Origin of the sequence: Pseudomonas soli (assembly GCF_900110655.1) — a bacterium.
Lineage (GTDB): Bacteria > Pseudomonadota > Gammaproteobacteria > Pseudomonadales > Pseudomonadaceae > Aquipseudomonas > Aquipseudomonas soli.
Genome location: NZ_FOEQ01000016.1, coordinates 57,485 through 71,296, shown reverse-complemented (window position 1 = coordinate 71,296; position 13,812 = coordinate 57,485). Strand labels below are relative to the sequence as shown.

Here is a 13,812-nt window from a genome sequence, read left to right as displayed (position 1 = left end):
GCAATGGCGAGCGAGCGGCATTATTGCACGCGCCACGGCGCTGCCAAGAGGGCTGGTTCGACAGGTTGTATACAATCATGACTGAAATCAATAGTCTCAGCACACAAACCGCGGTAAGCGCCCAAGCGACCAGGGCCGCGATGTCCGGCGAACTGCTGCGCCTGCTGCAGGCCCAGCCCGGTCTGCTGCCGCCTGGAGAAGTCGCCGAAGCCGAGGTCGTCACCCTGCGCCAGATCGGCCAGGAGTTCCAGATGCTGCTGCGGCTCACCCAGGCCAATGGCAACCAGATCCAGGTATTGACCACCGCCAGCCAGCCGCTGCCCCCCGGCAGTTTGATCACCGTCACCCAGCCCGAGAGCAGCCGCCTGGCGGTGATGGTGCAGCAGGCCAGTGCCGGCAACATCGCTACCTTGACTCAACTGGATACCCGGCAGCTCCCGGTCGGCACCTTGCTGCAGGCCAAGGTGCTGACCAGCCAGGTACTGCCGCAAAGCCCTGGCTCAGCCGTCACCTTCCGCTCGCTGGTGAGCCTGCTCAACAGCAGCCAGGCGGGTGCCACCCTGGCCATCGACAGCCCGCGCAGGCTTCCCGTGGGCAGCCTGCTCAGCGCGCTGGTGCAGGGCGAGCAGGCGCTGCGCTTTGTGCCCCTGAGCGGCCGCCAGGACCAATTGGCCGTTACCCAGCACCTGTCGACCCAGCAAAGCCTCCAGGCCTCCTTGCCGGGTGTGCTCAACAGCCTGCAGCAGATCACCAGCAGCCCCGATGCAGCCCCGGAGCTGCGCGCCAGTGCCGAGCGCCTGCTCGCCAGCCTGCCGGAAGCGCGGCAACTCGGCGATGCGAAAAACCTGGCCCAGGCACTGAACAACAGCGGCACGTTCTTCGAATCCAAGCTGCTGGGCGGACTCGCCAGCGGCATCGCGCCCGACCTCAAGGCACAACTGGTCAAGCTGGTGGCCCAGGCGCTGCCCAGCATGCCCGGCCATCCACCGCTGGCTACCGCGCTGGCCACCGGCACCCTCGCCCAGGCCCTGCCAGGGCTGGCGCGCAGCGCCCTGGGCATGCTCGGCCAGGTCAGCCCACGACCGCTGCCAAGCGCTTTTCCCCTGCCCTCGCGGCTGCTGCAGAAGCTGGAAAGCGAAGGCGACCTGCAGCAACTGCTGCGCCTGGCCGCCGCGGCGATCTCGCGGCTGCAGAGCCATTCGCTGTCCAGCCTGCAGCAGAGCGGCACACTCGACAACGGTAACCAGCAGACCACCTGGCAGACCGAGGTCCCGGTGCGCCATGGCCAAGAGTTCATTCCCCTGCAAGTGAAGCTGCAACGCGAAGAAACCCCGGAGCAACAAGCCGATCGTGAACGTGAACAGGATGATCCGTTGAAGGCCCTGTGGCGCATCGAACTGGCATTCGACCTGTCCCCACTTGGCCCGCTGCAGGTCCAGGCGCAATTGGCCCAGGGTCGACTGTCCGGCCAGCTGTGGGCTCAGCAGGAACAAACCGCGCGGCTGATCGACAGCCAGTTGGGCGCCTTGCGCGAACGCCTGGTGGCCCGCGGGCTGGACGTTGGCGACCTGGAATGCCACCCCGGCACGCCGCCCCAAGGCCCGCGCACGCGCCTGGAACAACGCTGGGTGGACGAGAACGCATGAGCAGCAAGCAACCGCGCCAGGCCATTGCCCTGAGCTACGACGGGCAACAGGCCCCGACCCTGAGCGCCAAAGGCGACGACGAATTGGCCGAAGCCATCCTCGCCCTGGCCCGCGAACATGACGTGCCGATCTACGAGAACGCCGAGCTCGTGCGCCTACTGGCGCGCCTGGAGCTGGGGGAACAGATCCCCGAGGCGTTATACCTGACCATCGCCGAGATCATCGCGTTCGCCTGGCAGCTGCGCGGCAAGATGCCCATGGGCTTCAGCGATGCACCCGCCGCCGAGCGCGACATCACCCCCCAACTGCCCGGCCTGCCCTACCATTCCTGACGACGGGCGGTAGCCGACTGCCGCACGCGGGCGGGGCGAATCGCTCATCGTGACGACCCATTCTTTCCAGGGTCATCACCATGAAGCCCCGTTTCGTCAACAATGCCGGTGTGCGCTATGTCCGCGACCACCTCAAGGACTTCCCACGCCCCGATCATGCCGCGGCCACGGCGATTCGCGACTGGGCCGCTCGCCGCGGTCAGTCTCTGGACCCCGACCGCACCGATGTGGTCGTACTGCACCATCAATGGCGCCACGGCGTGGGCGAGGTTGGCGTCGTGGCACAGAAAATGACGCTCACTCAGGCCGTCATGGCCAACTGGCAGGGCGAGTCCAGCAACAACCTCATTGGCGCAGCCTTGAACAGCCCCTGGGCCGGGCACTTTCCCGACAGCCAAAGCATCACCCTGGTCGACCGACTGGATCCCCCTGGTCCACTATCCAACAGTAGCGGCTATGCCATCTACAATGGCTTGTTCCGCCAGACCACCCCCAGCGAATACAGCGCCCGGACCCATGTGAGACTGGCTGCAGAAGACCTCCAGCAGTTTATCTGCGACCTCGACTTTCACAGCGCCTACAAGGCCATGCTGGACACGTACTGGCGTAGCCACGCAACCAGTCATCGGCTGGCGGCGAAAATCGCCTTCATTACCGCCTGCAACCGCCAGCTCGCCGAAGGCAGCCTCGACGACCAGGCGCGCCGGCTCGCCTGGCGCGCTGCGGGGTTGGAGCAGGCCCCACAGCCGCTGCTCCGACGCTTCGTGAACATCTATGGCTATGTCGCCACCGACCTGCTGCAGATCAGCGACCCTGAAAGCGGCCTGACCCTGCTCTATATCCCTGGCAACTCCGCGCCACTGCATACCTTCGCCACCCCCTCGGCGCTGCAGGACTGGGTCGCCAGTCAGTGCCGCAACACGGACACCCGCGCTGCCCTGCTACATCACTTTGCTCTCGCCGACCAACCCGACGGCCTCGACTTCAGCGGCTTGGCTACCGCACTGGACGGGCTCGCCGCCTTCCCCACACTCAACCACCTGTCTAGCAACCGCCCCGGGTTCACCGCTGAAGGCGTCTGGCAACCAAGCACCTACGTCAACTACAAGCCGGACAAGTACAGCCCGCTGATCGAGGAGGAGCTTTTCTGGGCGCTGACCCACCAACAACGCAAACGCAGCTATGAGGACGCCGACTATCGCATCACCAGCAATGGCGAAATCACCAAAGCTCGCTGGCGCGCCTACTTGAACGCGGCGGTCAACCTGCTTGCCCCGCTTGCCATCGTTGTACCGGAACTGGCGCCGATCCTTGCCTTGGGCGGCATCGCTCAACTTGGTCTGGGTCTGGATCAGGTGATCAATGGTCATGGCCAGCAGGAGCGCGCCGAAGGCGTAGGCATGGCTACCTTTGGCGTGCTAAACGCCCTGCCGTTGGCGCACGCCACCCTGACGCGCGATGCAGCGCTCTACCGCTTCAAGAACGAGGGTTTCATTGCGCCGCAGGCGATCAATGGTCGACTGGGCTATCCACTAAGCCCCGTCTCACCGCCGCGCTTACCCGTGAGCGAGGTCGCGCCCTACTTCCACATTCCCGACCCCATCCCAGCGCTGGAGGGCGCCGATACGGCTACCTACCAAGCCATTGATCGAAGACCACGATTTGATGGAACACCCGATCTGTTGGCAGCCTGCGTGGGCGGCTACAACACCGAAGTGGTTTACGACCTGGAGAACGACAGCTTCATCCTCGAGGGCGATATTAATGCGGTCGATCCCCAGTACTACCTTCCCCGGCTCGGCACCCGCGACCTGCAACCGGTGAGCCTGGCCGGCCGAGAGGTCACCGATGCCATGCGCATGCGCACGCTGCGCGCCCTTGGCGTGGAGCTGCATTTGCCGGTACAGATGCCTGGTCCGTTTCCAGCCGGGGCACGGCCCGTTCCACGACAATTCCTGAGCCTATGGGTGGGGGACAAAGCAATCGACCCGCCATTACTGAGCAATCTGCGCAGCAATGCAGAACGCCTGCACGGCAGTGCCTACACCCTGCGGCTATACCTGTCGAAGGCCAGCACCAGCGCCTTTGATGAAAATCTGCACCTGCTTGCAAAGAAAGCACCTGGCGTGCAGATAGTGCCACTGGAGGAACAGGACTGGTTCCGCCACTTTCGTGAAGGCCCATACCATCCCCAGTATCAGGCAGCCCTCGATGGCGGCAATTTCGCCTCCGCCTCTGATGTGCTGCGCTATTGCATGCTCCACAGCCAAGGCGGTATCTACATGGACGTTGACGACCACCTGCTGGCGGTGGGCGAATATCCCTACAAGGTGAATGGCCGGCCGGTGGGCAGCCCTGCTGAAGCCATCGAGCAGGTGGACCTGAGCACCACCGACGACGGGCTGCTGCTGTTCCCTCCGATGTCCAACGAAAAGCTCGGGATGAACTGCCAGTTCAACACCAGCCTGATCGGCAGCCACGCCGGCAACCCGACACTGCTGGCAATCAGCGAGGAGATGCGCAGCCGCTATCTGGTTGAACCAGAGTTCTATGGCAGCTGCCCCAGTCTGCGGGACGACCCAGCCGGCTTCTATCGTTATGCCGCCAGCCTCAACCGCTTGACCGGCCCGGGGCTGCTCACCGACGTCGTAGACCAGCACCTGCCGGTGCTGAGGACCCTGCGCCATATCACCAATCTGTTCCAGATGCCCCGCATCAATACCTTCCAGTATGTGAATCCAGAGGCCTATCGGGCTGCATTACGCCAGTGGCTGCCGTTCAACCGCCTGATGCGCGTGGGTGGCAATCATTCATGGGCAAGGCCCTGATTGCGGGATGAAAAAAGGCGACCGCCAGGTCGCCTTCCTTGCTCACTCGCCGCGGTGCAGCTTGCTCATCAACTGCGCCTCGGCCTGGGTCAACCCGCAGGTCTGGGTCAGCTCCTCGACGCTGGCGCCCATGCCCACCAGCTTGGCGGCCTGGGCGAAGGTGACGCTGTTGGGGTCGCGCTGCTCGAGTTGCTGGAGCTTCTCGGGCAGCGGCGCCACCACCGCGCGCAATTCATGGATCGCTTCGCCCATGCGCACGGTACCGTTCTGGTAGTCGTCCAAGCGTTTGGCGAGGTCCTTGATGCGCTGGTCACGCAGCGCATCGCCCTGGGCCTGCTGGGCGGCCAGCTCGCGCTGGCGCTTGCTGTAGTTGAGGAAGAACCACAGGCTCAGTGCCCACAGCAGCGCCAGGAAGATGACAGCAACCTCGAAGATCAACTCAGATGTTCTCCAGCTCGGACCACTCTTCCTCGGTCATCATCTTGTCCAGCTCGACCAGGATCAGCAGCTCGCCATTCTTGTTGCACACGCCCTGGATGAACTTCGCCGATTCTTCGTTGCCGACGTTCGGCGCGGTCTCGATCTCCGACTGGCGCAGGTACACCACTTCAGCGACGCTGTCGACGAGGATGCCGACCACCTGCTTGTCCGCCTCGATGATGACGATACGGGTGTTGTCGGTGACTTCGCTCGACATCAAGCCGAAGCGCTGGCGGGTGTCGATCACCGTCACCACGTTGCCGCGCAGGTTGATGATGCCCAGCACATAGCTGGGGGCGCCCGGTACCGGGGCGATCTCGGTGTAGCGCAGGACTTCCTGCACCTGCATGACATTGATGCCGTAGGACTCGTTGTCCAGACGGAAGGTTACCCACTGCAGGATCGGATCTTCGGAACCTTGTGCAGACGACTTTTTCATTCCCCTAGCCCTCAAAATCCGCCATTGGCGGTGTGCTCTGTGTTGCCGCGGCAGTAGCGGCGTTGATTCAGTTGTGTTTGGTGTTCATCTGCTTGACCGCGCCACTGGCGATCAGCTCGGCCAGCTCGGCGACGTCGAGCAGCGCGCACATGTGTTCGATCACCGTGCCGGCCAGCCACGGGCGTTGGCCGCGCTGGCTGCGCCACTTGATCTCGCTCGGGTCCAGGCGCAGCGAGCGGCTGACCTGGTGCACGGCCAGCCCCCATTCGTAGCCCTGGACCGAAATGACGTATTGCAGGCCCTGGCGGAAATCGTCCCGGTAGCGGTCGGGCATGACCCAGCGGGCGGTATCCAGCACCTTGAGGTTGCCCGCCTGGCAGGTGAGGATGCCGAGGAACCAGTCCGGCTGGCCGAATAGCGGCGTCAACTCCTGGCCGGCCAGAGTGTAGATCGAGCCCAGGCACACCAGCGGTACCGCCAGGGTCAGCCCGGCGACATCGAACAGCAGGCATTCGAATGGCTCGGCGGCCCATTCCGGGCGCCCGTCGACTGTCGCCGGAGGTGTTGGCGCGGCAGGGGCCGCCGGTACGTGCAGTTCCACCAGTGGCATTGCCGGCTCGATGGCCGGGGCTTCAGTCAACAGCGGGATGCTCGCCTCGGCCAGCACCTCGCGCTCGACCACCGCCACCACCGGCTCCATGACAGGCGTGGCAGGCGGCAGAACGGTTGGCAGGACCTTGGCCTGCGGCTCGGCGAAAGGCCGGGGCGCAGGCGCGACTGGCATGGCCTGGCGTTGAGCATCGCGGGCCTGTTCCTCGCGGACCGCCACCTCGAACTCATCGGCGGGGGCCGGCTCCACGGGTGGCGCGACAGGCAGATCCTGCTCGGGCGGCAACTCGAATGGCTCGGTGGCTTCCTGCAGCAAACCATCAAGGTAGGACTGCAAAGCCATCTGCGGCTTGGTGGTGATATGCGGCGCCTGGTTCATCAGGCCACCTGCAACGCGGAACGGTAGGTCAACAGGTGCTTGAGCAGCGCGCGATAGGCCACCACGCCACGGCTCTTGCCATCGAACTGCGAAGGCGTTACGCCGTTACGGCTGGCATCGCGCAAGCGTGTATCCACCGGGATGTAGCCTTGCCAGACCTGATCGCCATAGGTGTCGCGCAGCACTTTCAAGGTGCCCAGCGAAGCCTGCGTGCGGCGGTCGAACAGGGTCGGCACGATCTGGTACGGCAACGCCTGCTTGCGCGAACGGTTGATCATGCCCAGCGTGCCAACCATGCGCTCCAGGCCCTTGACCGCGAGAAACTCGGTCTGCACCGGGATCACCAACTGCTGGCTGGCGGCCAGGGCGTTGACCATCAGCACGCCCAGCAAGGGTGGGCTGTCGATCAGGGCGAAGTCGAAATCCTGCCACAGCTGCGCCAGACTCTTGGCGATCACCAGGCCCAAGCCACTCTGGCCCGGCGACTGACGCTCAAGCACCGCCAACGCGGTGCTCGACGGCAGCAGCGAGATACGCTCATCACTGGTGGGTAGCAGCAGCTGGCCCGGCAGCCCGTCGGGCACCGTGCCTTTGTGCAGGAACAGGTCGTAGCAGCTGTGCTCCAGCGCATCGGGGTTGTGCCCGAAGTAGCTGGTCATCGAGCCGTGCGGGTCGAGGTCGACCACGACCACGCGCTTGCCCGCCTCGGCCAGCAGGCCGGCCAGGGCGATGGTGGTGGTGGTCTTGCCGACGCCACCTTTTTGATTGGCTACTGCCCAGACTCTCATCGTGCGTTGCTTCCTCCCGGTATGGCCGCCTGCCCTGCCGGGAACGGTGTGAAGTTCAGTGACGGGGATTTGACGAAATCAGCCCCCGGTCGTCGGTGCTGGCGAGGCTGGTGCACTTTGTGTGCCAGCCCGGCGCATCGCCGCGTCCGGGGTGGCGTTGGCGCTGCCGCTGCCGGTCAGGCTGCGGCGCACTTCCAGGTTACGCGAGATCACCAGCACCACCCGGCGGTTGCGCGCGCGGCCGTCGGCAGTGTCGTTGCTGGCCACCGGCTGGTACTCGCCATACCCCACCGATGCCATGCGCGCCGGGTTGACCCCTTCCATGGCCAGCAAGCGGACGATGCTCGCCGCCCGCGCCGACGACAGCTCCCAGTTGGTCGGATACTGGGCGGTACGGATCGGCAGGTTGTCGGTGAAACCCTCGACGTGCACCGGGTTGGCGAACGGCCTGAGGATCTTCGCCACCTTCTCGATGATTTCGAATGCGACATCACTGGGCATGGCATCGGCGCTGGCGAACAACAGCGAGGAGTTGAGCTCGATCTCCACCCACAATTCATTACCGCGCACGGTCATCTGGTTGGACTTGATCAGGTCGCCGAAGGCGTCACGCATATCGTCGGCGATGGTCTTGAGCGGGTCGGCGCTGGTCTGCGCCAGGCCCGCGTCGGTCTGCTCGCTGTCCTTGATCAACGGTTCGGCCGGCTTGACGCTCAGCGGGCGCTCATCGCCGATCGGGATCGGTTTCATGCTGCGCTCGGGGTCGTTGAACACGCCGATCAGCGCCTGGGAGATCTGCTTGTACTTGCCTTCGTTGATCGACGAAATCGAGTACATGACCACGAAGAAGGCGAACAGCAGGGTAATGAAGTCGGCATACGAGACCAACCAGCGTTCGTGGTTCTCGTGCTCTTCGACTTTGCGACGGCGTGCCATGGCTTACTCCATGAAGCCTTGCAGCTTCAGCTCGATCGAGCGTGGGTTCTCGCCTTCGGCAATCGACAGCAGGCCTTCGAGCAGCATCTCGCGGTAACGCGACTGGCGCAGGGTGATGGCCTTGAGCTTGTTGGCGACCGGCAACAGGATAAGGTTGGCGCTGGCCACGCCATAGATGGTGGCGACGAAGGCGACGGCGATGCCGTTGCCCAGTTGCGAGGGATCGGCGAGGTTGCCCATCACATGGATCAGCCCCATGACCGCACCGATGATGCCGATGGTCGGCGCGTAGCCGCCCATGCTCTCGAACACCTTGGCAGCCTGGATGTCACGGGACTCCTGGGTCAAGAAATCGACTTCGAGGATGCTGCGAATGGCTTCCGGCTCGGCACCGTCGACCAGCAACTGCAGGCCTTTGCGCGCATAGGGGTCAGGCTCGGCATCGGCGACGCCTTCCAGGCCCAGCAGGCCTTCCTTGCGCGCCGTCAGGCTCCAGTTCACCACCCGGTCGATGCCGCCGGCCAGGTCCACCCGTGGCGGGAAGAAAATCCAGCGGATGATCTGCAGGGCACGTTTGAACGACGACAGCGGCGACTGCAGCAATGCCGCCGCCAGGGTGCCGCCCAGCACGATCAGTGCCGCCGGGCCGTTGATCAGCGCACCGACGTGGCCGCCCTCCATGAAATTGCCGCCGACGATGGCGACAAAGGCGAGGATCAGGCCGATCAGGCTCAATACATCCATCAGACGCACGCCTCGACCAAGTGCTTGCCGATCTCGTCAAGGCTGTAGACAGCGTCGGCGAGGTTGGCCTTGACGATCGCCATGGGCATGCCATAGATCACACAGCTGGCTTCATCCTGCGCCCACACGGTGCTGCCACCCTGCTTGAGCAGGCGCGCGCCTTCGCGGCCATCGGCGCCCATGCCGGTGAGGACCACCGAGAGCACCTTGTCGCCGTAGGACTTGGCAGCGGAACCAAAGGTGATATCCACGCAGGGTTTGTAGTTCAGGCGTTCATCGCCCGGCAGGATCTTCACCGTGCCACGGCCGTCGACCATCATCTGCTTGCCACCCGGGGCCAACAGGGCCAGGCCCGGGCGCAGCACGTCACCGTCCTCGGCCTCTTTGACATTGATCTTGCACAGTTTGTCCAAGCGCTCGGCAAAGGCCTTGGTGAAGGCCGCCGGCATGTGCTGGATCAACACGATCGGCGCCGGGAAACCGGCGGGCAGTTGGGTCAGCACCCGCTGCAGCGCAACCGGACCGCCCGTGGAGGTGCCGATCGCAACCAGTTTGTACGGCTTACGCTTGGGTGCCGGCGAATGCGTGGCAGCCGTTGCTGCGGCGCGGGCCGGGGTGGCAGTGCGCGCAGGCGCGGTACCGGCAAAGCTGCTGGCTGGAGCCTGGCTGCTGGCCGGTGCAGGCGCGGCGGCTGGGGCCGGGCTCGAATAGGCACTGAAACGTCGGTTGCTGCGCGAGATGGTGTGGACCTTCTCGCAGAGCATCTGCTTGACCTTCTCCGGGTTGCGCGAGATGTCTTCGAAATTCTTCGGCAGGTAGTCGACCGCACCGGCATCCAGGGCGTCGAGGGTGACGCGGGCGCCTTCATGGGTCAGCGAGGAGAACATCAATACCGGCGTCGGGCAGCGCTGCATGATGTGACGCACCGCAGTGATGCCGTCCATCATGGGCATTTCATAGTCCATGGTAATGACATCGGGCTTGAGCGCCAGCGCCTGGTCGATCGCTTCCTTGCCGTTGGTCGCGGTACCCACGACCTGGATCGTCGGGTCGGACGCGAGAATTTCCGAGACACGGCGGCGGAAGAAACCGGAATCATCCACCACCAGGACCTTGACTGCCATAAACACTCCGTTAGGCGGCGCACCCGCCTGGGCGCGCCACCGAAATCAAATACGCCGGGCGGCGTAACGCTTGAGCATGCTCGGGACGTCGAGGATCAGCGCGATACGGCCGTCACCGGTGATGGTCGCGCCGGACATGCCCGGGGTTCCCTGCAGCATCTTGCCCAACGGCTTGATCACCACCTCTTCCTGGCCGACCAACTGGTCGACCACGAAACCGATGCGCTGGGTGCCGACCGAGAGGATCACCACATGACCTTCGTGCTGCTCTTCGTGCTCGTGGTCCTGGACCAGCCAGCGCTTGAGGTAGAACAGTGGCAGCGCCTTGTCGCGCACGATCACCACTTCCTGGCCATCGACCACGTTGGTGCGCGACAGGTCGAGGTGGAAGATCTCGTTGACGTTGACCAGCGGGAAGGCGAACGCCTGGTTGGCCAGCATCACCATCAGCGTCGGCATGATCGCCAGTGTCAGCGGCACCTTGATGACGATCTTCGAGCCCTGACCCTTGGCCGAGAAGATGTTGATCGAGCCGTTGAGCTGGGAAATCTTGGTCTTCACCACGTCCATGCCGACACCGCGGCCGGACACGTCGGAGATCTCTGTCTTGGTCGAGAAGCCCGGGGCGAAGATCAGGTTGTAGCAGTCCGACTCGCTCAGGCGGTCGGCCGCGTCCTTGTCCATCAGCCCCTTTTCCACGGCCTTGGCGCGCAGGATGCTCGGGTCCATGCCCTTGCCGTCGTCGGAAATCGACAGCAGGATGTGATCACCTTCCTGCTCGGCGGACAGCACCACCCGACCCATGCGCGACTTGCCGGAGGCCTCGCGCTCGTCGGGCATCTCGACGCCATGGTCGACGGCGTTGCGCACCAAGTGCACCAACGGGTCGGCCAGAGCCTCGACCAGGTTCTTGTCCAGGTCGGTTTCTTCGCCGACCAGCTCCAGGTTGATCTCTTTCTTGAGCTGGCGAGCCAGGTCGCGAACCAGGCGCGGGAACCGCCCGAAGACCTTCTTGATTGGCTGCATGCGCGTCTTCATGACCGCGGTCTGCAGGTCGGCGGTGACCACATCGAGGTTGGACACGGCCTTGGACATGGCCTCGTCGCCGCTGTTGAGCCCCAGGCGCACCAGGCGGTTACGCACCAGCACCAGTTCGCCGACCATGTTCATGATCTCGTCCAGGCGCGCGGTGTCGACCCGCACGGTGGTCTCCGCCTCGCTGGCGCCATGCTTGTCGGCGGCCGGCGCCGGCGCCCGGGCCGGAGCGGCAGGCTTGGCAGCGGCTGGCGCGGGAGCGGGGGCAGGCGCCGGCTTGGCAACCGGCTTGGCTTCGGCCTTGGCCGCGACAGGTGCGGCAACAGCGGCGGCTGGCGCCTCGGCAACAACCGCCTCGCCAGAAAACTTGCCCTTGCCGTGCAACTGGTCGAGCAGCGCCTCGAATTCGTGTTCGGTGATGCTCTCGTCGGCCGCCGCTGGGGCCTCACTGGCTGCAGGCGCAGCGACGCCAGGCAATGCGTCGACGGCGAAGGTGCCCTTGCCGTGCAACTGATCGAGCAGCGACTCGAATTCGTCGTCGGTGATCTCATCACTGGCAGGGGCAACGGCCGCTGGCTCACTGGCAGCGGTATCTGGCGAAAACTGGCCTTTGCCGTGCAACTGGTCGAGCAACGACTCAAATTCGGCGTCGGTAATCTCGTCACCACCCGCGCTGACCTGTTCACCCTGCAGTTGCTCGTGAACCTGGGCCTCGGCCTTGACCGCATCGAGCGAATCAAGCAGTTGCTCGAACTCGGTGTCGGTGATGTCGGGCTCGGCAGCCGGCACTTCGGCGACAACGGCGACCTCGACCGGAGCCGGTTCTTCGGCGCCAGCGGGCTCGGCCAGGCGCGACAGCGCTGCCAGCAGCTCGCGGGTGGCCGGTGTGACGTCGGTGCGCTCGCGCACCTGGCCAAACATGCTGTTGACCGTGTCGAGTGCTTCGAGCACCACGTCCATCAGTTCCGCGTCGACCCGGCGCTCACCTTTGCGCAGGATGTCGAACACGTTCTCGGCAATGTGGCAGCACTCCACCAACTCATTGAGCTGAAGGAAGCCGGCGCCCCCTTTTACAGTGTGGAAACCGCGGAAAATCGCGTTGAGCAGGTCCGCATCATCGGGCCGGCTTTCCAGCTCGACCAATTGCTCGGACAGTTGCTCGAGGATTTCGCCGGCTTCTACCAGGAAATCCTGGAGGATTTCTTCATCGGCGCCGAAGCTCATTAAACGTGCTCCTTAAAAACCCAGGCTGGACAACAGATCGTCGACATCGTCCTGGCTGGACACGACGTCTTCACGCTTATCGGCATGAATCTGCGGACCTTCACCCCGAGTCGGATGTTTTTCTTGATCTTTTTCAGCGCGCAGCTGCTGGTGGTCATGTTCGATACCGGCAAAGCGGTCGACCTGGCTTGCCATCAGCACGAGCTTGAGCAGATTGCTTTCGACTTCGGTGACCAGCGTGGTCACCCGTTTGATCACCTGGCCGGTGAGATCCTGATAATCCTGGGCCAGGACGATATCGTTGATATGGCCCGCGACCTTCTGATTACCTTCGGCACTGTGCGTCAGGAAACTGTCCACACGCTTGACCAGCTCACGGAATTCCGGCGCTGCCACCTCGCGGCGCATGAAGCGCTGCCAGTCGGCGGACAGGCTCTGCGCCTCGCTGGCAAGATCGTTGAGCACCGGGGTACACGCCTCCGCCAGGTCCATGGTGCGGTTGGCCGCACCTTCGGTGAGGCGGACCACGTAGGAGAGGCGCTCGGCGGCATCGGTAATCTGCGACACTTCCTCGGCCTGCGGCATGGCCGGGTCGATCTGGAAGTTGACGATTGCACTGTGCAGTTCGCGGGTGAGCTTGCCGACTTCCTGGTACAGCCCGCGGTCGCGGGTCTGGTTCAGTTGGTGGATCAGCTGCACCGCCTCACCGAACCGGCCGCGCTCGAGGCTCTCGACCAGCTCCTGGGCATGCTTCTTCAGGGTTGATTCGAACTCACCCAAAGAGTTGTTGGTTGACTCCATTGCGCCCCCCAGACGTGACTCAGCCGTTGACGCGTTCGAAGATCTTTTCGATCTTTTCTTTCAGCGCCAGGGCGGTGAAAGGCTTGACCACGTAGCCGTTGACGCCGGCCTGGGCCGCCTCGATGATCTGCTCGCGCTTGGCTTCCGCGGTGACCATCAGTACCGGCAGGTGCTTGAGGCGCTCGTCGGCACGGACCGCGCGCAGCAGGTCGATACCGGTCATGCCCGGCATGTTCCAGTCGGTTACCAGGAAGTCAAAAGGCTCGCTGTTGAGCATCGGCAGTGCCGTGTTGCCGTCATCAGCTTCCTTGACGTTGGTGAACCCCAGGTCACGCAACAGGTTCTTGATGATCCGCCGCATCGTCGAAAAGTCGTCAACGATGAGGATTTTCATGTCTTTGTTCAATTAGACCTCCAAGCAGTCTTAAACGCGCTCGGCGCCGAGCG

General features: G+C 64.0%; 13 protein-coding genes. 3 read left to right on the top strand and 10 right to left on the bottom strand.

All coding sequences use genetic code 11. The features are described from left to right. Positions 1-77: 77 nt before the first annotated feature. The 3 genes from fliK to BMY03_RS24180 all read left to right on the top strand — a co-directional run bounded on the left by fliK (position 78) and on the right by BMY03_RS24180 (position 4,806). On the top strand, positions 78-1,646 hold the full coding sequence (gene fliK, locus BMY03_RS24190; RefSeq protein ID WP_094012461.1) for a flagellar hook-length control protein FliK: 1,569 nt from the start codon (positions 78-80) through the stop codon (positions 1,644-1,646). Next, positions 1,643-1,978 (top strand): EscU/YscU/HrcU family type III secretion system export apparatus switch protein, encoded by a 336-nt coding sequence (locus BMY03_RS24185; RefSeq protein ID WP_023630609.1) that lies wholly within the window; start codon positions 1,643-1,645, stop codon positions 1,976-1,978. The genes fliK and BMY03_RS24185 overlap by 4 nt, the downstream gene beginning before the upstream one ends. 80 nt (positions 1,979-2,058) lie before the next feature. Further along, complete coding sequence (locus BMY03_RS24180; RefSeq protein ID WP_094012460.1) at positions 2,059-4,806, top strand: dermonecrotic toxin domain-containing protein; 2,748 nt, start codon at positions 2,059-2,061, stop codon at positions 4,804-4,806. Between the two features lie 42 nt (positions 4,807-4,848). On the opposite strand, the gene BMY03_RS24175 is transcribed toward BMY03_RS24180, so the two are convergent. The 10 genes from BMY03_RS24175 to BMY03_RS24130 form a co-directional block, all read right to left on the bottom strand. Next, positions 4,849-5,244: a DUF2802 domain-containing protein gene (locus BMY03_RS24175; protein ID WP_023630608.1), complete on the bottom strand. Its 396-nt coding sequence runs from the start codon at positions 5,242-5,244 to the stop codon at positions 4,849-4,851. A 1-nt stretch (position 5,245) separates the two neighbouring features. Beyond that, positions 5,246-5,725, bottom strand: coding sequence for a chemotaxis protein CheW (locus BMY03_RS24170; protein WP_023630607.1), 480 nt, complete (start codon positions 5,723-5,725; stop codon positions 5,246-5,248). 67 nt (positions 5,726-5,792) lie between these two features. Then, positions 5,793-6,713, bottom strand: a complete 921-nt coding sequence (locus BMY03_RS24165; protein ID WP_094012459.1) for a CheW domain-containing protein — start codon at positions 6,711-6,713, stop codon at positions 5,793-5,795. Beyond that, positions 6,713-7,501: a ParA family protein gene (locus tag BMY03_RS24160; protein ID WP_023631839.1), complete on the bottom strand. Its 789-nt coding sequence runs from the start codon at positions 7,499-7,501 to the stop codon at positions 6,713-6,715. The genes BMY03_RS24165 and BMY03_RS24160 overlap by 1 nt, the downstream gene beginning before the upstream one ends. Before the next feature lie 78 nt (positions 7,502-7,579). After that, the gene (motD, locus tag BMY03_RS24155; RefSeq protein WP_094012458.1) at positions 7,580-8,437 is read right to left on the bottom strand and encodes a flagellar motor protein MotD; all 858 of its coding nucleotides are present in this window, start codon (positions 8,435-8,437) and stop codon (positions 7,580-7,582) included. Positions 8,438-8,440: 3 nt separating this feature from the next. After that, entirely contained in the window at positions 8,441-9,181 is a 741-nt protein-coding gene (locus BMY03_RS24150; protein WP_023631606.1) for a flagellar motor protein, read from the bottom strand. Next, complete coding sequence (locus BMY03_RS24145; protein WP_038706553.1) at positions 9,181-10,305, bottom strand: protein-glutamate methylesterase/protein-glutamine glutaminase; 1,125 nt, start codon at positions 10,303-10,305, stop codon at positions 9,181-9,183. The genes BMY03_RS24150 and BMY03_RS24145 overlap by 1 nt, the downstream gene beginning before the upstream one ends. A 45-nt stretch (positions 10,306-10,350) precedes the next feature. Then, positions 10,351-12,564, bottom strand: a complete 2,214-nt coding sequence (locus BMY03_RS24140) for a chemotaxis protein CheA (RefSeq protein WP_038706554.1) — start codon at positions 12,562-12,564, stop codon at positions 10,351-10,353. 12 nt (positions 12,565-12,576) lie between these two features. After that, on the bottom strand, positions 12,577-13,365 hold the full coding sequence (locus tag BMY03_RS24135; protein WP_023630862.1) for a protein phosphatase CheZ: 789 nt from the start codon (positions 13,363-13,365) through the stop codon (positions 12,577-12,579). A gap of 19 nt (positions 13,366-13,384) precedes the next feature. Then, positions 13,385-13,759, bottom strand: coding sequence for a chemotaxis response regulator CheY (locus BMY03_RS24130; RefSeq protein WP_177182950.1), 375 nt, complete (start codon positions 13,757-13,759; stop codon positions 13,385-13,387). Positions 13,760-13,812 lie beyond the last annotated feature (53 nt).

Excerpts from the sequence above, each read along its gene's own strand:
- fliK (WP_094012461.1), top strand. The coding sequence starts at position 78 with ATGACTGAAATCAATAGTCTCAGCACACAAACCGCGGTAAGCGCCCAA.
- BMY03_RS24185 (WP_023630609.1), top strand. The coding sequence starts at position 1,643 with ATGAGCAGCAAGCAACCGCGCCAGGCCATTGCCCTGAGCTACGACGGG.
- BMY03_RS24180 (WP_094012460.1), top strand. The coding sequence starts at position 2,059 with ATGAAGCCCCGTTTCGTCAACAATGCCGGTGTGCGCTATGTCCGCGAC.
- BMY03_RS24170 (WP_023630607.1), bottom strand. The coding sequence starts at position 5,725 with ATGAAAAAGTCGTCTGCACAAGGTTCCGAAGATCCGATCCTGCAGTGG.
- BMY03_RS24165 (WP_094012459.1), bottom strand. The coding sequence starts at position 6,713 with ATGAACCAGGCGCCGCATATCACCACCAAGCCGCAGATGGCTTTGCAG.
- BMY03_RS24160 (WP_023631839.1), bottom strand. The coding sequence starts at position 7,501 with ATGAGAGTCTGGGCAGTAGCCAATCAAAAAGGTGGCGTCGGCAAGACC.
- motD (WP_094012458.1), bottom strand. The coding sequence starts at position 8,437 with ATGGCACGCCGTCGCAAAGTCGAAGAGCACGAGAACCACGAACGCTGG.
- BMY03_RS24150 (WP_023631606.1), bottom strand. The coding sequence starts at position 9,181 with ATGGATGTATTGAGCCTGATCGGCCTGATCCTCGCCTTTGTCGCCATC.
- BMY03_RS24145 (WP_038706553.1), bottom strand. The coding sequence starts at position 10,305 with ATGGCAGTCAAGGTCCTGGTGGTGGATGATTCCGGTTTCTTCCGCCGC.
- BMY03_RS24140 (WP_038706554.1), bottom strand. The coding sequence starts at position 12,564 with ATGAGCTTCGGCGCCGATGAAGAAATCCTCCAGGATTTCCTGGTAGAA.
- BMY03_RS24135 (WP_023630862.1), bottom strand. The coding sequence starts at position 13,365 with ATGGAGTCAACCAACAACTCTTTGGGTGAGTTCGAATCAACCCTGAAG.
- BMY03_RS24130 (WP_177182950.1), bottom strand. The coding sequence starts at position 13,759 with ATGAAAATCCTCATCGTTGACGACTTTTCGACGATGCGGCGGATCATC.